This window comes from Aeromonas sp. MR16, from assembly GCF_022549315.1.
GTDB classification, from domain to species: domain Bacteria; phylum Pseudomonadota; class Gammaproteobacteria; order Enterobacterales; family Aeromonadaceae; genus Aeromonas; species Aeromonas aquatica.
Map to the genome: position 1 here is coordinate 13,658 of NZ_JAKZFK010000040.1, position 19,955 is coordinate 33,612.

General features: G+C 61.3%; 15 protein-coding genes and 3 pseudogenes. 8 read left to right on the forward strand and 10 right to left on the reverse strand.

Features of this window, described 5'->3' with window-relative positions; all coding sequences use genetic code 11:
* The first annotated feature begins 75 nt into the window (after nt 1-75).
* Together recG and MM194_RS19890 are read left to right on the forward strand one after the other, a co-directional pair.
* On the forward strand, nt 76-2,145 hold the full coding sequence (gene recG / locus MM194_RS19885; RefSeq protein ID WP_241344667.1) for an ATP-dependent DNA helicase RecG: 2,070 nt from the start codon (nt 76-78) through the stop codon (nt 2,143-2,145).
* Nucleotides 2,146-2,629: 484 nt separating this feature from the next.
* A complete protein-coding gene (locus tag MM194_RS19890) occupies nt 2,630-4,735 on the forward strand; it encodes an AsmA-like C-terminal region-containing protein (protein ID WP_241344668.1) in 2,106 nt (701 codons plus the stop codon).
* Nucleotides 4,736-4,786: 51 nt separating this feature from the next.
* On the opposite strand, the gene MM194_RS19895 is transcribed toward MM194_RS19890, so the two are convergent.
* The 3 genes and pseudogenes from MM194_RS19895 to MM194_RS22055 all read right to left on the reverse strand — a co-directional run.
* Nucleotides 4,787-5,695, reverse strand: coding sequence for a bifunctional GNAT family N-acetyltransferase/hotdog fold thioesterase (locus MM194_RS19895; RefSeq protein WP_241344669.1), 909 nt, complete (start codon nt 5,693-5,695; stop codon nt 4,787-4,789).
* A gap of 17 nt (nt 5,696-5,712) precedes the next feature.
* A pseudogene (locus MM194_RS19900) lies at nt 5,713-5,817 on the reverse strand (GNAT family N-acetyltransferase); the annotation flags it as partial.
* Between the two features lie 17 nt (nt 5,818-5,834).
* Nucleotides 5,835-5,939 (reverse strand): annotated as a pseudogene (locus MM194_RS22055) (GNAT family N-acetyltransferase); the annotation flags it as partial.
* A gap of 51 nt (nt 5,940-5,990) precedes the next feature.
* Between MM194_RS22055 and MM194_RS19905 the strand changes: the two are divergent.
* Nucleotides 5,991-6,659, forward strand: a complete 669-nt coding sequence (locus tag MM194_RS19905; protein ID WP_033131416.1) for a methyltransferase domain-containing protein — start codon at nt 5,991-5,993, stop codon at nt 6,657-6,659.
* 126 nt (nt 6,660-6,785) lie between these two features.
* Here MM194_RS19905 and dtd read toward each other — a convergent pair whose 3' ends face one another.
* From dtd to typA, 3 genes are all read right to left on the reverse strand, one after another.
* A complete protein-coding gene (gene dtd / locus MM194_RS19910; protein ID WP_033131411.1) occupies nt 6,786-7,223 on the reverse strand; it encodes a D-aminoacyl-tRNA deacylase in 438 nt (145 codons plus the stop codon).
* A gap of 246 nt (nt 7,224-7,469) precedes the next feature.
* Nucleotides 7,470-8,342, reverse strand: a complete 873-nt coding sequence (locus MM194_RS19915; RefSeq protein ID WP_033131410.1) for a virulence factor BrkB family protein — start codon at nt 8,340-8,342, stop codon at nt 7,470-7,472.
* Nucleotides 8,343-8,514: 172 nt separating this feature from the next.
* Nucleotides 8,515-10,326, reverse strand: a complete 1,812-nt coding sequence (gene typA, locus MM194_RS19920) for a translational GTPase TypA (protein WP_033131409.1) — start codon at nt 10,324-10,326, stop codon at nt 8,515-8,517.
* 350 nt (nt 10,327-10,676) lie between these two features.
* On the opposite strand from typA, the gene glnA reads away from it, so the two are divergent.
* The 5 genes from glnA to add all read left to right on the forward strand — a co-directional run bounded on the left by glnA (nt 10,677) and on the right by add (nt 16,583).
* Complete coding sequence (gene glnA / locus MM194_RS19925) at nt 10,677-12,086, forward strand: glutamate--ammonia ligase (RefSeq protein WP_033131408.1); 1,410 nt, start codon at nt 10,677-10,679, stop codon at nt 12,084-12,086.
* A gap of 196 nt (nt 12,087-12,282) precedes the next feature.
* On the forward strand, nt 12,283-12,852 hold the full coding sequence (locus MM194_RS19930) for a DUF4124 domain-containing protein (protein WP_241344670.1): 570 nt from the start codon (nt 12,283-12,285) through the stop codon (nt 12,850-12,852).
* Between the two features lie 86 nt (nt 12,853-12,938).
* The gene (gene glnL, locus MM194_RS19935; protein ID WP_033131406.1) at nt 12,939-14,006 is read left to right on the forward strand and encodes a nitrogen regulation protein NR(II); all 1,068 of its coding nucleotides are present in this window, start codon (nt 12,939-12,941) and stop codon (nt 14,004-14,006) included.
* Nucleotides 14,007-14,015: 9 nt separating this feature from the next.
* Complete coding sequence (glnG, locus tag MM194_RS19940) at nt 14,016-15,434, forward strand: nitrogen regulation protein NR(I) (RefSeq protein ID WP_241344671.1); 1,419 nt, start codon at nt 14,016-14,018, stop codon at nt 15,432-15,434.
* 141 nt (nt 15,435-15,575) lie between these two features.
* Entirely contained in the window at nt 15,576-16,583 is a 1,008-nt protein-coding gene (add, locus tag MM194_RS19945) for an adenosine deaminase (protein WP_241344673.1), read from the forward strand.
* Nucleotides 16,584-16,650: 67 nt separating this feature from the next.
* Here the strand turns inward: add and hemN are convergent, their stop codons facing one another.
* From hemN to MM194_RS19965, 4 genes and pseudogenes are all read right to left on the reverse strand, one after another.
* A complete protein-coding gene (gene hemN / locus MM194_RS19950; protein WP_241344674.1) occupies nt 16,651-18,024 on the reverse strand; it encodes an oxygen-independent coproporphyrinogen III oxidase in 1,374 nt (457 codons plus the stop codon).
* A 25-nt stretch (nt 18,025-18,049) separates the two neighbouring features.
* Complete coding sequence (locus MM194_RS19955; RefSeq protein ID WP_241344679.1) at nt 18,050-18,490, reverse strand: DUF2489 domain-containing protein; 441 nt, start codon at nt 18,488-18,490, stop codon at nt 18,050-18,052.
* 11 nt (nt 18,491-18,501) lie between these two features.
* Complete coding sequence (gene yihI, locus MM194_RS19960; RefSeq protein ID WP_241344677.1) at nt 18,502-19,080, reverse strand: Der GTPase-activating protein YihI; 579 nt, start codon at nt 19,078-19,080, stop codon at nt 18,502-18,504.
* Between the two features lie 752 nt (nt 19,081-19,832).
* Nucleotides 19,833-19,955, reverse strand: a pseudogene (locus MM194_RS19965) (IS1595 family transposase); the annotation flags it as partial.

Sequence of the window (19,955 nt, forward strand, 5' to 3'; positions counted from 1 at the left end):
CAACACGGCTTGCATCGAGCCATCAACAACCCCTATCATCTGGACATATTTACAGTATTTTCGGGCATCTAATTGATGAAATTGGATAAAATCTCCCTCGATAGCCTCAAGGGCGTCGGCAGCAAGATGCTGGAGAAACTCGAACGACTGGGGTTGGCGACGGTGCAGGATCTGCTGTTCCACCTTCCCCTGCGCTACGAGGATCGCACCCAGGTGTGGCCCATCGGCGATCTGCCGCCGGGCCTGCACGGTGCGGTCAAGGGCGAAATCCAGGATACACAGCTGGTGATGGGCCGCCGCCGCATGCTGGTGTGCCGCATCAGCGATGGCACCGGCAGCCTGACCCTGCGCTTCTTCAACTTCACCGCCGCCCAGAAAAACAGCCTGGCCCCAGGCCGCTTGCTACGCTGCTTCGGTGAGGTGCGCCCCGGCAAATACGGGCTGGAGATGGCCCACCCCGAGTACAAGCTGCTCGGCGAGGAGCAGGCCGGCCAGACCGAAGAGGCACTCACCCCCGTCTACCCGACCACGGAGGGTCTGCGCCAGCTCAGCCTGCGCAGCCTCACCGATCAGGCGCTGGCCCAGCTCGCGCTGTACGGGGTGGAGGAGCTGCTGCCCGCTGGCCTCTACCCGCACCAGATAGAACTCGCCGCCGCCCTGCGCCTGCTGCATAGACCCCCTCCCTCGGTGGCGCTGGCGCTGCTGGAGAGCGGCCAGCATCCGGCCCAGCAGCGACTGGTGCTGGAAGAGTTGCTGGCCCACAACCTGTCGGTGCTGAAAGTCCGCGCCCAGGCCCAGACCCAGCTGGCCCGTACCCTCAAACCGGCCCCCACCCTGGTCAAACAGTTGCTCGGCGCCCTGCCGTTCAAGCCGACCGGGGCCCAGAACCGGGTGGTGGCGGAGATCAGTCAGGATCTGCAACGCAGCTACCCCATGATGCGGCTGGTGCAGGGGGACGTGGGCTCCGGCAAGACGCTGGTGGCGGCACTGGCGGCGCTGCAGGCTATCGGCAACGGCTGCCAGGTGGGGCTGATGGCACCGACCGAGCTGCTGGCCGAGCAGCATGCCATCAACTTCGCCCACTGGCTGGAACCGCTCGGCATCAAGGTGGGCTGGCTGGCTGGCAAGCAGAAGGGCAAGGCGCGGGAGGAGGCGCTGGCCGCCATCGCCGACGGCAGCGTCAAGATGGTGGTGGGCACCCACGCCATCTTCCAGGAGCAGGTGGTATTCCAGCGCCTCGCCCTGGTGATCATCGACGAGCAACACAGATTCGGGGTGCACCAGCGCCTCGCCCTGCGGGAGAAGGGCGAGCGGGAGGGGGTTCATCCCCATCAGCTGATCATGACCGCCACCCCCATTCCCCGCACCCTGGCGATGACCGCCTATGCGGATCTCGACACCTCCGTCATCGACGAGCTGCCGCCGGGCCGCACCCCGATCACCACGGTCGCCCTGCCGGACAGCCGCCGGGGCGACGTGATCGAGCGGGTCAAACTCGCCTGCGAGGAGGGCAAGCAGGCCTACTGGGTCTGCACTCTGATCGAGGAGTCCGAGGTGCTGGAGTGCCAGGCCGCCGAGGACACCGCCGCCGAGCTGCAGAACCTGTTGCCCGGCCTGCACATCGGGCTGGTGCACGGCCGGATGCGGCCGGTCGAGAAGCAGCGGGTGATGGAGGAGTTCAAGGCCGGCATCTTGCAGCTGCTGGTCGCCACCACCGTCATCGAGGTGGGGGTGGATGTGCCCAACGCCAGCCTGATGATCATCGAGAATCCGGAGCGGCTCGGGCTGGCCCAGTTGCATCAGCTGCGCGGCCGGGTCGGTCGCGGCTCCGTGGCCTCCCACTGCGTGCTGCTCTATCACGCCCCCCTCTCCAAGACGGCCCAGAGCCGGCTCGGGGTGCTGCGGGAGACCAGCGACGGCTTCCAGATCGCCCAGCGCGATCTGGAGCTGCGCGGCCCGGGGGAGCTGCTCGGCACCCGCCAGACCGGGCTGGCGGATCTCAAGATCGCCGATCTGGTGCGCGATCAGTCGCTCATCCCCCAGGTGCAGAAGATGGCGCGCTTCCTGATGGACCGACATCCCAGCCATGTCGATCCCTTGATCCGCCGCTGGCTGGGATTGCGGGACCACTATTCGAACGCCTGATGAGGGGAAAGAGGCTGATGATGATCAGGCCTGCTGATGGACAAGCATCCCAGCCACGTCGACCCCTTGATCCGCCGCTGGCCGGGATTGCGGGACCACTATTCGAACGCCTGATGAGGGGAAAGAGGCTGATGATGATCAGGCCTGCTGATGGACCAGCATCCCAGCCACGTCGACCCCTTGATCCGCCGCTGGCCGGGATTGCGGGACCACTATTCGAACGCCTGATGAGGGGAAAGAGGCTGATGATGATCAGGCCTGCTGATGGACAAGCATCCCAGCCACGTCGATCCCTTGATCCGCCGCTGGCCGGGATTGCGGGACCACTATTCGAACGCCTGATGAGGGGAAAGAGGCTGATGATGATCAGGCCTGCTGATGGACAAGCATCCGGGCCATGTCGCCCCCTTGATCCGCCGCTGGCTCGGCCTGCGGGATCACTATTCCAACGCCTGACAAGGTTCTGACGAGGAGAAAAGCACCGATGAATTCCTGGCTACGCGCCCTGCTCTATCTCTTTGCCTTCCTGCTGCTGTTCGTCTGGATGGGTCTCGGCCTGTTCGACGCCGAGCGTGCCCGGGGTCCCATCGCCAACTGGCTCAGCCAGCAGACCGGCGTGCCCGTCGCCATCGGCCGGCTGGTGTTCAATCCACTGCATCCCTACACATTGCTGGCGGAGCAGGTGCACTACGGGGACGCGGTGCAGCTGGACAAGATCTATCTGGAGATAGACAACATCGACTGGCTGAACCGGGACGTGCGCATCGCCCATCTCGATCTCATCCGCCCCATCATCAAGCTGCCGCTCCCCAACCAGCTGCCGACCCTGCCAGTGCGCTCTCTCATCATCAGCGACAGCACCATAGACAACCTCAGCCTGCTAAGCCCGCAGCTGACCCTGCGGGGCCTGAGCGCCACCCTGAGCGACTGGGAACTGATCGACCCCAAGCGCCAGCCGCAGGCCAATCTCAGCCTCGGCATCAATCAACTGGAGACGCCCCAGTTCACCCTGGCCCGCCTCAGCCTGAAGGGCCGACTGGAGGGCCAGGTGCTGAGCACCGACAGGCTGACCACCAACCTGTTTGATGGCCTGGTGGAGACCGGCATGGTGCTGGACTGGCCCGAGCGCAGCCTGCAACTGCATGGGCTCAAGGCGCGCGCCATGCGCGTCGAACTCGGCGACTTCGCACAGGGCGAGTTTCCCCTGCGCCGCATCAGTCTGGATCGGGGTCAGTTCGATCAGACCAGCCTCAATGCCATCGCCCAGGAGATCGCCCTCAACAACTTCAGCGGCCAGCTGACCTCCTTCGAGTGGCAGGCCGGCAGCCGCCCAAGCGGCCACCTCTCCGGCACCCTGGCGGATCTCGGCCGCGGTCTGTTCCAGCTGGAAGGGATCGAGGGGCGACTCGCCTTCTCACCCCAGCAGATCGATGCCGAGCTGCAGGGCAAGGCCTTTGATGGAGAGTTCAGCCTGGAGCTGGCGGCGGATCCCGATCTGCAGAAGCTGACCCTCAAGGAGATGACCCTGAGCGGCATGGACATCAGCCTGCCGGACGGTTGGTGGCAGGATTGGCAAGGCTGGCGCCCCCAGCAGATCGACGTGCGCAAGCTGACCTTTGACCGGCTGAAAGTGCTCTCCTTCGACGATGCCCTGCCGCTCTCCCTGACTGGCTGGCAGTTCTACCTGACCGATCTCAGCCTGCGCGACAACCAGCCAGGGCCCCTGCTCGGCCGGGCCCGGATCGAGAGCAAGTGGTTCGAGCTGGTGTGGGACGGCCTCAGTGCCCGCAACGGCGAGCTCGATGCGGAGCTGACCCCCAGCGCCTGGCAGCTCAACAAGCTGACCAGTGCACTGCCGGATCAGGGCTCCCTCAGCCTGAGCGGTCAGTGGGGCAAGGCACCCGGCCAGATCAGCCAGCTGCAACTGCAGGGCAAGCAGCTGGATCTGGAGCAGTGGAACAAACTGCTGCACCCCCACTCGCCGTCCCCTGTCTCGCTGGCAGGCAAGCTGGATATCAGCGCCGACCTGCAGGCGGACATGCAAAAAACGCCGAGCGGCACGCCGAATGAGACAGCTGATGGCTGGCTCGGCACCCTGCAGGGCAAGATCAGCTTGGATGCCAAGGATCCCTTCTGGGACAAGGTCGGCATAGATACCCTGCTGGATGACTGGTTCAAGGGCAGCAAGCCCCCCAGCCTGACGCCGGCGGCGCTGTGGCAGGCGATGCAGCAGGGAGATACCCCCTTCTATCGCATCAAGCTGCAGGCCAAGGCCGAGCAGGGTCAGCTGGCAATCGAGCAGGCCGGCGCCTCCACCATCACCCACCTGCTTGCCCTGCAAGGGGGCGTGGATCTGGCCAAGGGTCAGTGGCAGCTGGATCTCGGCGTGCTCAACGGCCAGCGCTGCGCCGAGCTGCTGACCCGTTGGCGCGGTCCGCTCGACGCTCCCAGCCTGAATTGGGAACTACCGGCCCAGGCCTCCTGCGGCTGGGAGCCGGGCGTGCGCTACCCGGCCCAGGGTCGCAACAGCCCGCTCTGGCGACCGGCACCAGCGCCCAAACCACAATCGGCGCAGGAAGCGAGCCAGTAACAAACAAGGCCTCACGATGAGGCCTTGTTTGCTAGCGAGGGCAGGTAGAGATCAGTGCCCGGCTCGCTTGATCGGCAGCACCACGTACTGACCCAGGAATTCCGCCGCCAGCTTGCGGCCGCTGAACAGTTGCACCTTGAGGCTGAACTTGGCCGACTCCCCCTCCTTGAGCGGCGCCAGCACGGCGGGCATCCCCTCCCGGGCCACCCTGGCCTCCGGCTCCTCGCTCACCGGCCTGTGGTATTTGATGTTGCCCTCGGCCAGCACGGTGTCGCCCCCCAGCCCGGCCTCCTTGAGCTGCAACCAGATGAGGCCCCAGCCTGCCAGCACGCACTGGCTGTAAATGCTGCCGGCAAACATGGTGTCGTGGACATTGAGGTTGGCCGCCAGCTTGGCCTTGAGATGGAAGGTCTGGCCGTCGTAATGGGTGATGTGGACCCCCATTTTCTCGCTGATGGGAATGCCCCTCGACCAGCGGGTGGTGAGATCCTGGCACCACTCCGGGCGGTACTGGATGGTCTGCAGCGGGCTCAGGGACTTGATCATCTGGCGGTGGGCGATGCGACCGAAGGAGACAGGCCCTTCCCCCACCTCGAGGAAGCCGCACTTGCGGTAGAACTCTACCGCCTCCTGGCGCGCATTCATCACCAGCCGCTTCACCTTCTCGTCACGGGCGAGTTGCTCGAGATCCTCCACCATGCGGGCCCCCAGCCCCTGCCCACGAAACTCGGGGCGCAGCGCCATGAAGCGGATCTGGGCCTCGTCGCCACCGACGAACAGCCGACCGACGGCGATGGGGGTGCCATCTTCGGCCAGCATCAGCCGGTGAATGGCGACGCTGTCGTATTCGTCCCGCTCGGAGCCGATGGGCAGATTGAAGGGCTTGCGCAGCAGTTCCCAGCGCAACTGGTAGTAAGAGTCCAGCTCGGCTGCCGTTTGAGGAGTGACTACCCGGTACATAAAGCGATCCTTGAGTTAGCGCCGACGGACAGATTGAAGGGCTTGCGCACCAATACCTCCCAGCGCAGCTGGTAGTAAGAGTCCAGCTCGGCTGCCGTTTGAGGAGTGACTACCCGGTACATAAAGCGATCCTTGAGTTGGCGCCGACGGACAGATTGAAGGGCTTGCGCACCAATGCCTCCCAGCGCAACGGATAGCAGGCATCCAGCTCGGCTGGGGTTTGGGGGGTGACCACCCGGTACATAGATACATCCTTGAGTTACACTGGTCGAAATCCATCTTGCCGTGCAAATTCATGGACTTCAATCTGCAAGCGTACCAAGCCGACCACTTATTGCACCTCAGCGTCAAAGCCGAGCGTCGGCTCTGTGTGCTGGAAAATGGCCAGCACCGCTGGCTGGAAATGGACGGTGTGGTGCAGTCGGCCATGAGCCTCGCCGACCCGGCCGCCCTCTGCCTGCCCCATCAGCGCTACATCGCGGCTCAGTTGCCCACACAGGCGAGCCGCATCCTGGAGCTGGGGCTCGGCGGCGGCGATCTCAGCCGCCATCTGGCCGCACGCTGGCCCGAGGCGCAGCACGACTGCGTGGATCTGGACGCCGAGATCCTCACCCTGTTCCAGCAGTTCTTTCAGCCATCCTCGGGACACAGGCCAGGACTGCACCATGCCGATGCGCTGCAGTTCCTGCTCCAGAGCCAGGATAGCTACGATCTGGTGCTGCTGGATCTGTTCAACCAGGACGGCAACCCGCTGCTGCTGTTCCAGGCCCCGCTCTATCAGGCGCTGGCCCGGCGCCTGTGCGGCACCCTCATCATCAACCTGTTGCCACGCACCCGGCTGGAGCAGGAACAGGCGCTGCGACTGGCCCGGGAGTGGGTTGGCCCCACCGAGGCCCACGCCGTGCCCGGCTACCGCAACCTCATCCTGCACACGATCAGTCAGCCCGCATCAAGTCGGCCGTGATCGGCCAAGGGAGGCCGCCGACAAGATGAATGGCGGCGCTTAAGGCAGTTTTAGTGACTATTAAAGCGACACAATACAGCAAGTTACGCTGATAAATATCGTTTTATCAAAATAACAAACTGGATCTCAGACCTGTAGCCAGAAGGTCACGGGGCCGTCGTTGAGCAGCCGTACCTTCATGTCGGCGGCAAAGCGGCCGGTCTCGGTCGGCAGGCCGCCCGCTCTCGCTTGAGCGACGAAATAATCGTAGAGTCGCTCGGCCTCCACCGGATGGGCGCCACCGGAGAAGCTGGGCCTCATCCCCTTGCCGGTATCCGCCGCAAGGGTGAACTGGGAGACAACCAGCAAGCTGCCGCCCGCCTGACTCACATTGAGATTCATCTTGCCGGCCTCATCGGAGAAGATCCGGTAGCCGCTCACCTTGTGCAGCAGCTTGTCGGCCTTGGCCTCATCATCCCCCTGCTCTACCCCGAGCAGCACCAGCAGACCGCCGTCGATGGCACCGACGATCTCTCCCTCCACGGTCACGCTGGCCTCGGATACCCGTTGGATCAATGCAATCACCCGCAACTCCTTTGTCTTGTCAGAAACGAACGACCGCCCGAAGGCGGTCGTCAATGTTAGCAATAAGCGGCGGGCTCAGGCCAATTTCTCGGCACAGTACCCATCGGGCGATCACCGCAGCAGGCAACGGCCTCAACCCAGCTCCTCGGCACAGTACCCATCGGGCGATCACCACAGCAGGCAACGGCCTCAGCCCAGCTCCTCGGCACAGTACCCATCGGGCGCTCACCGCAGCAGGCAACGGCCTCAACCCAGCTCCTCGGCACCCGGTTTCTCGTATTCTCCGAGGCAGGCGGTGGTCTCGGCCCCCAACAACACCACCAACCAGCTCAGGTAAACCCAGACGAACAGGATCGGAATCGTCGCCAGGGCGCCATAGATGGCCTGATAGGAGGGGAAGTTGGTGATGTAGAGGGAGAAGCCACGCTTGGCCAGCTCAAACAGGGTCGCCGCCACCAGGGCGCCGATGAAGGCGTGGCTCAGCCGCACCTTGCAGTTCGGCACCACGGTATAGATCAGCAGGAAGGTGAGCACCGAGAACAGGAACGGCAGGCTGCGCAGCAGCAGATAGCCGACACCAAACAGGCTGTCGGCGGCAAACAGCTTGAGGGACAGGATATAGGAGGAAATGGCGAGGCTGGCACCGATGAGCACGGGGCCCAGAGTCAGGATCATCCAGTACATGGCGAAGGCCTGGGCCAGCGGCCGGTTCTGGGTCGAGCGCCAGATGTAGTTGAGGTTCTTGTCGATGGCCGAGATCAGCATCAGGGCAACCACTATCAGGGCACCGATGCCGACCGCCGTGGTGTTGGTGGCATTGGCCACGAAGCCGTCAATGTACTCCTTGAGCATCTCACCGGCGGTGGGCACGAAGTTGTGATAGACGAACTGCTCCACCTGTTGCTTCAGGCTCTGGAACACGGGGAAGGCCGACATCATACCGAACACCACGGCGACCATGGGGACCAGGGAGAGCAGGGTGACATAGGCCAGATAACCGGCGGTGACGGTCAGCCTGTCCTGTTGAAAACGGCCCCAGACAAAGTGGGCGAAGTGGCCACCGTCGTGGCGCAAGAAGGAGATTACATGAGCCAGGCGGCCGCTGATTTTATGCTGCATCGTGGTTCTCGAAGAATTCATCATGGGGATATTGTGTCAGACAGGGTGGCCATTTGACCACCCATGGGCAGGCGCGACATGGCCAAAGCCCATTGGTAAGCCATCATCGGTGCGCAAACAACCATAAAAAAAGAGGCCCGAAGGCCTCTCTCTGTCTGTCGATGAACAGATATCAAGCACGACCGGCGCGCTTGCGATCCATCTCGGTCAGCAGTTTCTTACGGATACGGATCGCCTTCGGGGTGACCTCAACCAGCTCATCGTTGTCGATGAACTCGAGCGCTTGCTCCAGGGTCATGCGGATCGGCGGAGTCAGCACCTGGGCTTCGTCGGTACCGGAGGCACGCATGTTGGTCAGCTGTTTGCCCTTCAGGCAGTTAACAGTCAGGTCGTTGGAGCGGGAGTGAATCCCGATCACCTGGCCTTCGTACACCTCTGCGGCGTGACCGATAAACAGACGACCGCGATCTTGCAGACCGAACAGGGCGAAGGTCAGGGCCTTACCGGTAGCGTTGGAGATCAGCACGCCGTTCTGACGCTCACCGATGCTGCCACCCTTGTGCGGACCGTAATGGTCGAAGGTGTGGTACAGCAGACCGGTACCGGAGGTCATGGTCAGGAATTCGGTCTGGAAGCCGATCAGACCACGGCTCGGGATCATGAAGTCCAGACGGACGCGACCCTTGCCATCCAGGATCATGTTGGTCATCTCGCCCTTACGCAGGCCGAGTTGCTCCATCACTGAACCCTGGTGCGCTTCTTCCACGTCCACGGTCACGGTTTCGAACGGTTCGTGCAGAACGCCGTCCACGGTGCGCAGGATTACTTCCGGACGGGATACCGCCAGCTCGTAGCCTTCGCGACGCATGTTTTCGATCAGGATGGACAGGTGCAGTTCACCACGGCCGGAGACGCGGAACTTGTCCGGATCTTCGGTCTCTTCCACGCGCAGGGCCACGTTGTGGACCAGCTCCTGGTTCAGACGCTCCATGATGTTGCGGGAGGTCACGAACTTGCCTTCTTTACCGGCGAACGGGGAGGTGTTGACCTGGAAGGTCATGTTCACGGTCGGCTCGTCAACGGACAGCGGCGGCAGCGCTTCGACGGCACTGTTGTCACAGATGGTGTCGGAGATTTTCAGCTCGCCCAGACCGGTGATGGCGATGATGTCGCCCGCTTGCGCGTCGGCCACTTCGGTACGGGACAGACCCAGGTAACCCAGCACCTGGCCAACTTTGCCGGTACGGGTCTTGCCGTTGGCACCGACGATGGTGACTTGCTGGTTGGTCTTGACGCGGCCACGGGTGATGCGGCCGATACCGATAACACCGACGTAGGAGTTGTAGTCCAGCTGGGAGATCTGCATCTGGAAACCACCGTCAGCATCCGCTGCAGGGGCTTCTACGTTGTCAACGATGGCCTGGAACAGGGGCTCCATGTTCTCAGACGGAACATTCGGATCCATGGTAGCAAAGCCGTTCAGGGCAGAGGCGTAGACAACTTTGAAGTCCAGCTGGTCATCGGTGGCACCCAGGTTGTCAAACAGGTCGAATACCTGGTCCATTACCCAATCAGGACGAGCACCCGGACGGTCGATCTTGTTGATGACCACGATCGGCTTCAGACCCTGGGCGAATGCCTTCTGGGTCACGAAACGGGTTTGCGGCATCGGGCCGTCAACGGCGTCGACCAGCAGCAGCACGGAGTCAACCATGGACATGACGCGCTCTACTTCACCACCGAAGTCGGCGTGACCCGGGGTATCAACGATGTTGATGCGGTAGTCGTTCCAACGGATCGCAGTGTTTTTGGCGAGAATGGTGATGCCACGTTCCCGTTCCAGATCATTGGAGTCCATGATCCGTTCCTGACCTTCGCTGGTGCGATCCAGAGTACCGGATTGCTGCAGCAGCTTATCAACCAGAGTCGTTTTGCCGTGGTCAACGTGCGCAATAATCGCAATATTGCGTAAATTCTCTAACATTCTCGCCTCAAATCACCGGGTAAAATTGGGCGCTAATTGTACTCTCGCCTTTGTGATCTGCCTAGCATAATTGCAGCACATTCGCATACAACAGGGGATCTGGATCATGGACCCCGTGCCGAAAGCCTGCTTAGATGGCATCGGGACGTGGGTGCACCAACCTGGTGCACCAAAACGATCCAGGGTTGCACCACTTTGAGGCGCAGCCATGCACGAGAGCGGGTGACCCGACAGCCTGAAAGGGTGCAAATGCCCTGAAATCAAGCTGTCACAAACTTGGCACGATACTGGCTTATGTGAATGTGACGACGCATTCACCCAAAGAGTTTTAACACCGGAGGTTACTTAGCATGTCAGCCCAGAACGTTTTGGCCTTGATCCAGGAACACGAAGTCAAGTTTGTTGATCTGCGTTTTACCGACACCAAGGGTAAAGAGCAGCACGTATCCATTCCTTCCCATCAGGTCAACGAAGAGTTCTTCGAAGACGGCAAGATGTTCGATGGTTCCTCCATCGGCGGCTGGAAGGGCATCAACGAGTCTGACATGGTGCTGATGCCGGATGCGGCCTCCGCCAAGCTGGATCCCTTCACCGAAGAGACCACCCTGAACATCGTCTGTGATGTGCTCGAGCCTGCCACCATGCAGGGCTACGACCGTGACCCGCGCTCCATCGCCAAGCGCGCCGAAGATTTCCTGAAGTCCAGCGGCATCGCTGACACCGTGCTGTTCGGGCCGGAGCCGGAATTCTTCATGTTCGACAACATCACCTTCTCCAACACCATGGGCCACAGCTTCGTGAAGATCGAATCCGAAGAAGCGGCCTGGAACTCGGGTACCGAATACGAGCACGGCAACAAGGGTCACCGTCCCTTCGTCAAGGGTGGTTACTTCCCGGTTGCACCGGTCGACTCCTCCCAGGACATCCGTGCTGCCATGTGTCTGGTGCTGGAAGAGATGGGCCAGGTCGTTGAGGCTCACCACCACGAAGTGGCGACCGCCGGTCAGAACGAGATCGCGACCCGTTTCAACACCCTCACCCTGAAAGCGGATGAAGTTCAGGTGCTGAAGTACGTGATCCACAACGTGGCCCACGCCTACAACAAGACCGTTACCTTCATGCCGAAACCCATGTTCGGTGACAACGGCTCCGGCATGCACTGCCACCAGTCCCTGGCCAAGAACGGCGTCAACCTGTTCGCCGGCGACCTGTATGGCGGTCTGTCCGAGATGGCACTGCACTACATCGGCGGCATCATCAAGCACGCCAAGGCCATCAACGCCTTCGCCAACCCGACCACCAACTCCTACAAGCGTCTGGTACCGGGTTACGAAGCACCGGTCATGCTGGCTTACTCTGCCCGTAACCGCTCCGCCTCCATCCGTATCCCGGTGGTACCGAGCCCGAAAGCCCGCCGTATCGAGGTGCGCTTCCCGGATCCGGCAGCCAACCCTTACCTGGCCTTCGCCGCCCAGCTGATGGCCGGCCTGGACGGCATCATCAACAAGATCCATCCGGGCGATGCCATGGACAAGAACTTGTATGACCTGCCGCCGGAAGAAGCCGCAGAGGTGCCGACAGTTGCCGGCTCTCTGGACGAAGCCCTGTCCGCACTGGACGCAGATCGCGAGTTCCTGACCCGTGGCGGCGTGTTCAGCGATGACTTCATCAACTCCTACCTGGAGCTGAAGCAGCATGATGTGGATCGTGTCCGCATGACCCCGCACCCGCTGGAGTTCGAGCTGTACTACTCCGTCTAAGCCGGAATGTTTGTCTCAAATGAAAAACCCGCCATCTGGCGGGTTTTTTATCTAAGGGGCTGAAATATCATGATCTCGCCTACCGAGCGGACGCGTCATCTAACTAAAGGATCTATATCGTCACCACAGACCCGACTATCGGTCTGACGGTTTTTTCTCTGATAGGATTAAGTGAAACCCCGTCAAGGAGAGATGGATGAAAACAGTACCATGGATGCTGGGCTTATTGCTGATGATGTCCTGCACAGCCCAGGCTGCCAGGGTCTATTCCTGGACCGATGCCAATGGCGTGACCCACTACACCGATGCCCCTCCCCCCGGCAAGAATGCCAAGGAGATAGACCTGCGGGTTTCCCCCCTCATCGGTACCACACCGCACTCTGTCCAGGTCGACAATTTCAACAGCCTGACCGGAGTCGATGCCAGGAAGGCACAAGAAGCCACCCAGGTGACGATCGAACTGCTCTCCCCGGAACCGGGCAGCACCCTGCGTGACAACACGGGCAACATCGTCTTCCAGGGCCAGATCCATCCTCAGGCCCCGGTGCAATTCGATGTGCGCCTGATCCTGGACGGCAAGGCGGCCCCCTTGGTCCACAACAGCCTGGCCATCCGGGTAGAAAATCTCGATCGCGGAGCCCATGAGGCACAGCTCGAGCTGCTCGCCAAAGACGGTACGATCCTTGCTAAATCCAAGCTAGCCACCTTCTACCTGCACAGAACGACCGTGGATCAGGCTCCCAAAGCCACCCCCAAGGCCAATTAGGGGTGATGTGATGCACCGATGCGGGTAAACTCAATGCACCATATCGGTGCACAACTGGTGTGCAGCACCGTTTTAGGGAGAAATCTGTGCCAACCCACTCGGACCACGCCAAGACACTCTTGGACAATCTGCTGACCGCCGTCATCCTGATGGATGAACGGCTCTGCATCCAATTCGTCAACCCCGCGGCCGAACAGCTGCTCTCCCTCAGTGAACGGCGGCTGATCGGGATCGAGCTGCCCCATCTGCTTGAGCATATTTCTCTCGACTTGCAGCGGTTCAAGCAGTGCCTCATTTCGGGGCAAGGCTTCACCGACAGCGAAGTCACCCTGGTGGTGGAAGGGGAACCCAGGCTGGTCGAGATCAGTGTGAGCCCCATGGCCGACACCCTTGGCGACCACGAGCAACGGCTGATGGTGGTGGAGCTGCGCAAGATCGATCAGCAGAAGAAGATCAGCCAGGAGCTGCAGCAACACGCCCAACAACAGGCTGCCAGAGAGCTGGTGCGCGGCCTGGCTCACGAGATCAAGAATCCCCTCGGTGGCCTGCGCGGCGCGGCGCAATTGCTGCAAAAGGAGTTGCCGGACCCTGCCCTGCGCGAATACACCGGCATCATCATCGAACAGGCGGATCGCCTGCGGGTGCTGGTCGATCGCCTGCTCGGCCCCCAGCGCCCCGGCCGCCATCAGATGCACAATGTGCACTCGGTGCTCGAGCAGGTGCGCCGCCTGGTGGATCTGGAGCTGCCGCCCCAGATCCGCATCGAGCGGGACTACGACCCCAGCATCCCCGAATTCGAGATGGAGGCAGACCAGCTGCAGCAGGCCTTCCTCAACATGGTGCGCAATGCCGCCGAGGCACTGGGTGAGCAGGCCGGGCTCATCCGCATCAAGACCCGTACCGCCTTCCAGATCACCATCCACGGTCAACGTTACCGCCTGGCGGCGGAGATCAAGATCATCGACAACGGCCCCGGCATCCCCGATGCCATTCGCGACACCCTCTTCTACCCCATGATCACCGGCAAGGAGGGGGGCACGGGCCTCGGTCTCTCCATCGCCCAGAACCTGATCGATCAGCACAAGGGGCGCATCGACTGCATCAGCTGGCCCGGCCACACCGAATTCACCATCTATCTACCGCTTCGCAAATAAGGGAACCTCATGACAGCAAAAGTGTGGATCGTCGATGACGACAGCTCCATCCGGTGGGTGCTGGAGCGAACCCTGGGCAGCGAGGGCTTCGAGTGCGAGAGCTTTGCCGATGGCGAGGCCCTGCTGAGCTCGTTGGAGATGCGATCTCCGGACGTGATCCTGTCCGACATTCGCATGCCGGGCATCGACGGCCTTAGCCTGCTGGAGCAGATCCACCGCCGTCAGGCCGACCTGCCGATCATCATCATGACAGCCCACTCGGATCTCGACAGTGCGGTCAACGCCTACCAGCGCGGCGCCTTCGAATACCTGCCCAAGCCGTTCGACATCGACGAGGCGGTCACCCTGGTGCGCCGGGCCGAGAATCATCTCAAAGAGCAGCGCACCAAGCGCAAGGCACGCCAGCAGGAGCCCGGTAACAGCCCCGAGATCATCGGCGAGGCCCCCGCCATGCAGGAGGTGTTTCGCGCCATCGGCCGGCTGTCGCGCTCCAGCATCTCGGTGCTGATCAACGGTCAGAGCGGTACCGGCAAGGAACTGGTCGCCCATGCCCTGCACAAGCACAGCCCGCGTGCCCACAAGAACTTCATCGCCCTCAACATGGCGGCTATCCCGAAAGATCTCATCGAATCCGAGCTGTTTGGTCATGAGAAGGGCGCCTTCACCGGCGCCAACAACATCCGTCACGGCCGCTTCGAGCAGGCCGACGGCGGCACCCTGTTTCTCGACGAGATAGGCGACATGCCGCTGGATGTGCAGACCCGGCTGCTGCGGGTGCTGGCGGATGGCCAGTTCTACCGGGTCGGTGGCCATCAACCGGTGCAGGTGGATGTGCGGATCATCGCCGCCACCCACCAGAATCTGGAAAAACGGGTCTCGGACGGCGAGTTTCGGGAAGACTTGTTCCACCGCCTCAACGTCATTCGCATCCACATCCCGGCCCTCAAGGAGCGCCGTGAGGATATCCCCCAGCTGGCCCAGCACTTCCTGCTGCGGGCCGCCAAGGAGCTGAACGTGGAGGCCAAGAGCCTGCACCCTGATACCCAGGCCTATGTCAGCCGCCTGCCATGGCCGGGCAACGTGCGCCAGCTGGAGAACGTCTGCCGCTGGCTGACGGTGATGGCCTCGGGGCAGGAGGTGCTGGTGAGCGATCTGCCCCCGGAACTGCTGACCCCCATCACCAGCACGGCGGAGCCTGGCCAGCCAGCCCTGACCGGTGGCTGGCAACAGCAGTTGCAGGATTGGGTGGCCGCCAAGCTGGCGCTGGGGGAAACCGACATCCTGGCCGATGCCCTGCCCCAGTTCGAGCGGATCATGCTGGAAACCGCGCTGGAACATACCCGCGGCCACAAGCAGGAGGCGGCCCGCCTGCTCGGTTGGGGCCGCAATACTCTGACCCGCAAGCTCAAGGAGCTCGACATTCCTTGAGCCTTTGGGAAAAACGATTCCCATCACGCCTTGACGAATCCCCTACCAATCAGACCCCGTTTGCTCGCAAACGGGGTATCTTTTTCAAGATCCCCGCCTAGAATGGCAGGCTTTCCAACCCGACTCGCAGAAGGCGCCACCATGATTGACAGATCCCTCCCCCTGACCGACCTGCACCGCCATCTGGACGGCAACATCCGTCCGCAGACCATTCTCGAGCTGGGTCGCCTGCACAATATCCAGTTGCCCGCCGATGAGCTGGAGGCGCTGCGCCCCCACGTGCAGATCGTCGAGAACGAGCCGAGTCTGGTCGCCTTCCTGAAGAAACTGGACTGGGGCGTGGCCGTGCTGGCCGATTACGATGCCTGCCGCCGGGTCGCCTACGAGAATGTGGAAGATCTGCTGCGGGCCGGCATCGACTACGCCGAGCTGCGCTTCAGCCCGGCCTACATGGCAATGGCCCACAAGCTGCACCCGCAAGGGGTGGTCGAGGCCATCATCGACGGTGTGGCCGCCGGCAGCCGTGACTTTGGCATCAAGACCAACCTCATCGGCATCATGAGCCGCACCTTCGGCACCGAGCAGTGCCGGGTCGAACTGGATGCTTGTCTGGCCCTCCGGGATCGCCTGGTCGCCATCGATCTGGCCGGTGACGAGCTGGGCTTCCCCGGCGAGCTGTTCACCAGTCACTTCCGTCGGGTGCGCGATGCAGGCATGCGGGTCAGCGTCCACGCCGGTGAGGCGGCGGGCCCCGAAAGCATGTGGCAGGCCATCCGCGATCTCGGGGCAGAGCGTATCGGCCACGGCGTCAAGGCCGTCCAGGATCCGGCCCTGATGGCCTATCTGGCGGAACATCGCATCGGCATCGAATCCTGCCTCACCTCCAACCTGCAGACCACTACTGTGGCGAGCCTCGCCGATCACCCGATCCGCCAGTTCCTGGCCGCCGGCGTGCTGGCCTGTCTCAACACCGATGATCCTGCTGTTGAAGGCATAGATTTGCCATATGAATACGAGGTCGCAGCATCTGCCGCTGGCATGACTGCGGAGGAAATCCGTACCGCACAGCGCAATGGTCTGACGCTGGCCTTCCTGAGCGAGGCCGAGAAGGCTGAACTGAGCGCCCGCGCCGCCAGCCGCCGGGACTAACCGCCATCCCGCCTCCAATAAAAAACCGCCGAGAGGCGGTTTTTTATTGCTCAGTATCGGTAGCCGATCAGATCACCCGGGAGAACTGCTGCTGGCGCGCCTTGTTGCGCAGGTAGACGTCGAAGCACATGCAGATGTTGCGAATGAGCAGCTGACCGGTGGAGACCACCTCCAACCCGTCGTCGCTCATGCGCACCAGGCCGTCATCGACGAAGGTCTGCAGCAACTTGAGATCCTCGGCGAAATATTCCTTGAAGACCAGGCCATGGGCCTGCTCGACGGCGGCAAAGTTCAGGGAAAAATCGCAGATGAGGCGTTTGATCACCTCGCGGCGGATCAGGTCGTCCCGATTGAGGGAACATCCCTTCCACTGGGCATGGCCCAACTCATCCACCTGGGCGTAATAGGCCTTGAGATCCTTCTGGTTCTGAGAGTAGGCGTCGCCGATCATGCTGATGGAGGAGACCCCCAGCCCCAGCAGATCGCAATCCCCCTGGGTGGTGTAACCCTGGAAGTTGCGATGAAGCTTGCCCTCGCGCTGGGCCACCGCCAGCTCGTCATCGGGCTTGGCGAAGTGATCCATACCGATGAACTGGTAGCCCTGGCCGGTGAGGAAGGCGATGGTGTCCTGCAACATGGCCAGCTTCTCACGGGGCGCAGGCATGTCGGCTTCTTTCAGCTTGTGCTGGGCGGCGAAGCGGCTCGGCAGATGGGCATAGTTGAAGATGGAGAGGCGGGCAGGATCCGTTTTGAGCACCTCTTCCAGGGTGTGATGGAAGCTGTCGCGGTTCTGGTGCGGCAGGCCATAAATCAGATCGAGATTGGTGGAGCGGAAACCGAGCTCACGGGCCCGCTCCAGCATGGCGCGGATGAAGTCGTTGTCCTGCTCGCGGTTGACCGCGACCTGGACCGCCTTGTTGAAGTCCTGCACGCCGAGGCTGATGCGGTTGAAGCCCACTTCCCGCAACACATCCAGCATGGACAGCTCGATCTCCCGCGGGTCCACTTCGATGCTGATCTCCCCCTCGGCGGCAAACTGGAAGTGTTCCCGCAGCATGGCCATCAGCCGTCGGGTCTGAGCTTCATCCAGATAGGTGGGCGTGCCGCCGCCCCAGTGCAGCTGGGTCACCAGCCGGTGCTTGAACAGCGGAGCCTGGGCCTTGATCTCCTGCTCGAGGAAATCGAGGTATTGATCTGCCTTGTGCTGGTGACGGGTGATCACCTTGTTGCAGCCGCAGTAATAACAGAGCTTGTGACAGAAGGGGATATGTACGTAAAGCGACAGATTGCGGGTCGGGTACTGGCCCGCGGCATGAACGAAGTCCGGATAGCCAAACTGCTCGCTGAATTCCAGCGCAGTGGGATAGGAGGTATAACGTGGGCCGCTGTAGTTGTATTTCTCGATCAGGGCCTGGTCCCACACAATCTGCTCTACTTGCACGCTTGCTTCCTCTTTCTTATTGTGATCAATGGCTTAACTGAAGATCCTTCAGTTGGGCAACATCCTTTAGGATCTGCGCCTCCAGCTCTACTTCGTAGCCGCTGCGTTCGAGATCCATCTTCATCACTTCATTGCGCTTGAGGGCCCGCCTCGCCTCGTGAGTCGGCATCTCTTTCACCTTCTCATAGAGTGCGTACAGACCGGGGAATTCGCTGGCGAAGGGACGACCGCCCTGGATCTGCAAGGCATCCAGCAGATGGGTCAGCCGGATGGCCCCTTCGGAATAGTCACACTGACCGTCCCGCACCGCATGGGCGATCACCCTGATACTGTCGAGGATACGTTCATTGCGGGCTGCGATGGCCTGTTGCTGCGCATCGCGCTGGCGCTTGAGACGCGCCAGCAGGGTACCGGCGTATACCGCCAGCCCCAGCAAGATCAGGCCACCCAAGAGGGCAGCCAGCATCCATCCACTCATCACTTCTTCTTCGGCTCTGGCTTGGGTTCAGGCTGATAACCGGCCTGGTTGAAGCGCTCCCACAACTCCTCTTCGGAGGCTGGCTGGCTCGGTTCGTCGAAGTCGGCTTCATCGAACACAGCGTCTTCATCTTCGTCTTCATCGGTGTCGATGATGCCGAGCTCATCCATCAGCTCCTGATAGCGATCGACGCGTTGATCAACCCAGGCCTGCTCGCCCGCGTCCAGCACCTCACCGTTATCCAGGCGATCCAGCAGATCGTTCAGGCGATCATCGTTCTCGATGGAGGCGAGTTCCTGCTCCGGTGTCATCACCAGCTTCTTTTCTTTCAGTGGTTTGGCTGTCACCGATTTGGTTTTCTTCTCGTCCAGCACCAGCACGATCGGCTTGCGGGAACCGATGCGCGGATCCTTGGGCTGTTTGTTGCCGCTGTTATGAGACTGTTCAGCCTGCTGACGGGAGCCCGCCTTCAAGCCCTTGCGCTTGGCAGCGCGTTTGCGCTCACGACCTTCCTGGGCACTGACATCTGATTCTTTGCGCTTGCCAGTAGGCTTGCGGGTGGGTTGTTTGGCCGACATGAGTGACTCCGACAAATAACTGGATTGAAGCCCGAACCCGGGATTATTTCGTCCGGGGAGATGCTGAGACGGGGAACAGTAAATCTGGAACAAGAGTGGGATCCCGCACCAATTCGACCAGATTTGGTCGCTGAACACCGCAGGATCGGCATCCTCTGGGCATGTTGCTGGTATTTTGACACAGAATGGCTAGGCGGGTTAATGACCCAACTGAAAAAAGGCAGCCGAAGCTGCCTTTATATGTTTATGCGAGTCCCATTCCCTGGTTGCAAACGCCTTTTCCCTGGACGTACTTCTGCGCATCATGTTTTGTGGGGTCATCCTGACCCTTATTAGTCGTTCCTGAATGTGCATGTGCTTGCCTGACCCGTCTCGATGACATCCTGCCATCCATCCGGGGTGGTTGCCTCCCGCAGCCCCGCTCATCCCGAGCGGTTACCATCCTGATCATTCAATCCCGTGCTCACCACTTGCATGTGCCGAGCCGACTCCCTGTCCACCCTTGCCGAGCGCAGATCCGCTCGCAGGGTCATTCCATGGCTCCACTGTAGCAACTTGGCAGAATGGCTCAATCCACTCAGAATGTTTTCAAACGAAGATAAATAGCCAATTCTTATTTAACACATTGAAACTTATGACTTCCATAATGAAAGCTGCAGGCTGTTTCAGCCCAGGCCGGATTTGCAAATGGAAGATCTCTTACAACAATGCGGGCCGTTTATGGCCAATGGTGTCAAAGGCCAAAAATAAGGCTATGTCCCAATTACGTGTTGCATGGGGCGCCCCAGCGCCTCATGCAAGCAACGCGGGATATCCACTGCCTGCCCATAACGCTCCAACATCCTTCGCCAGCCCAGATAATTCCTCAAATAGCT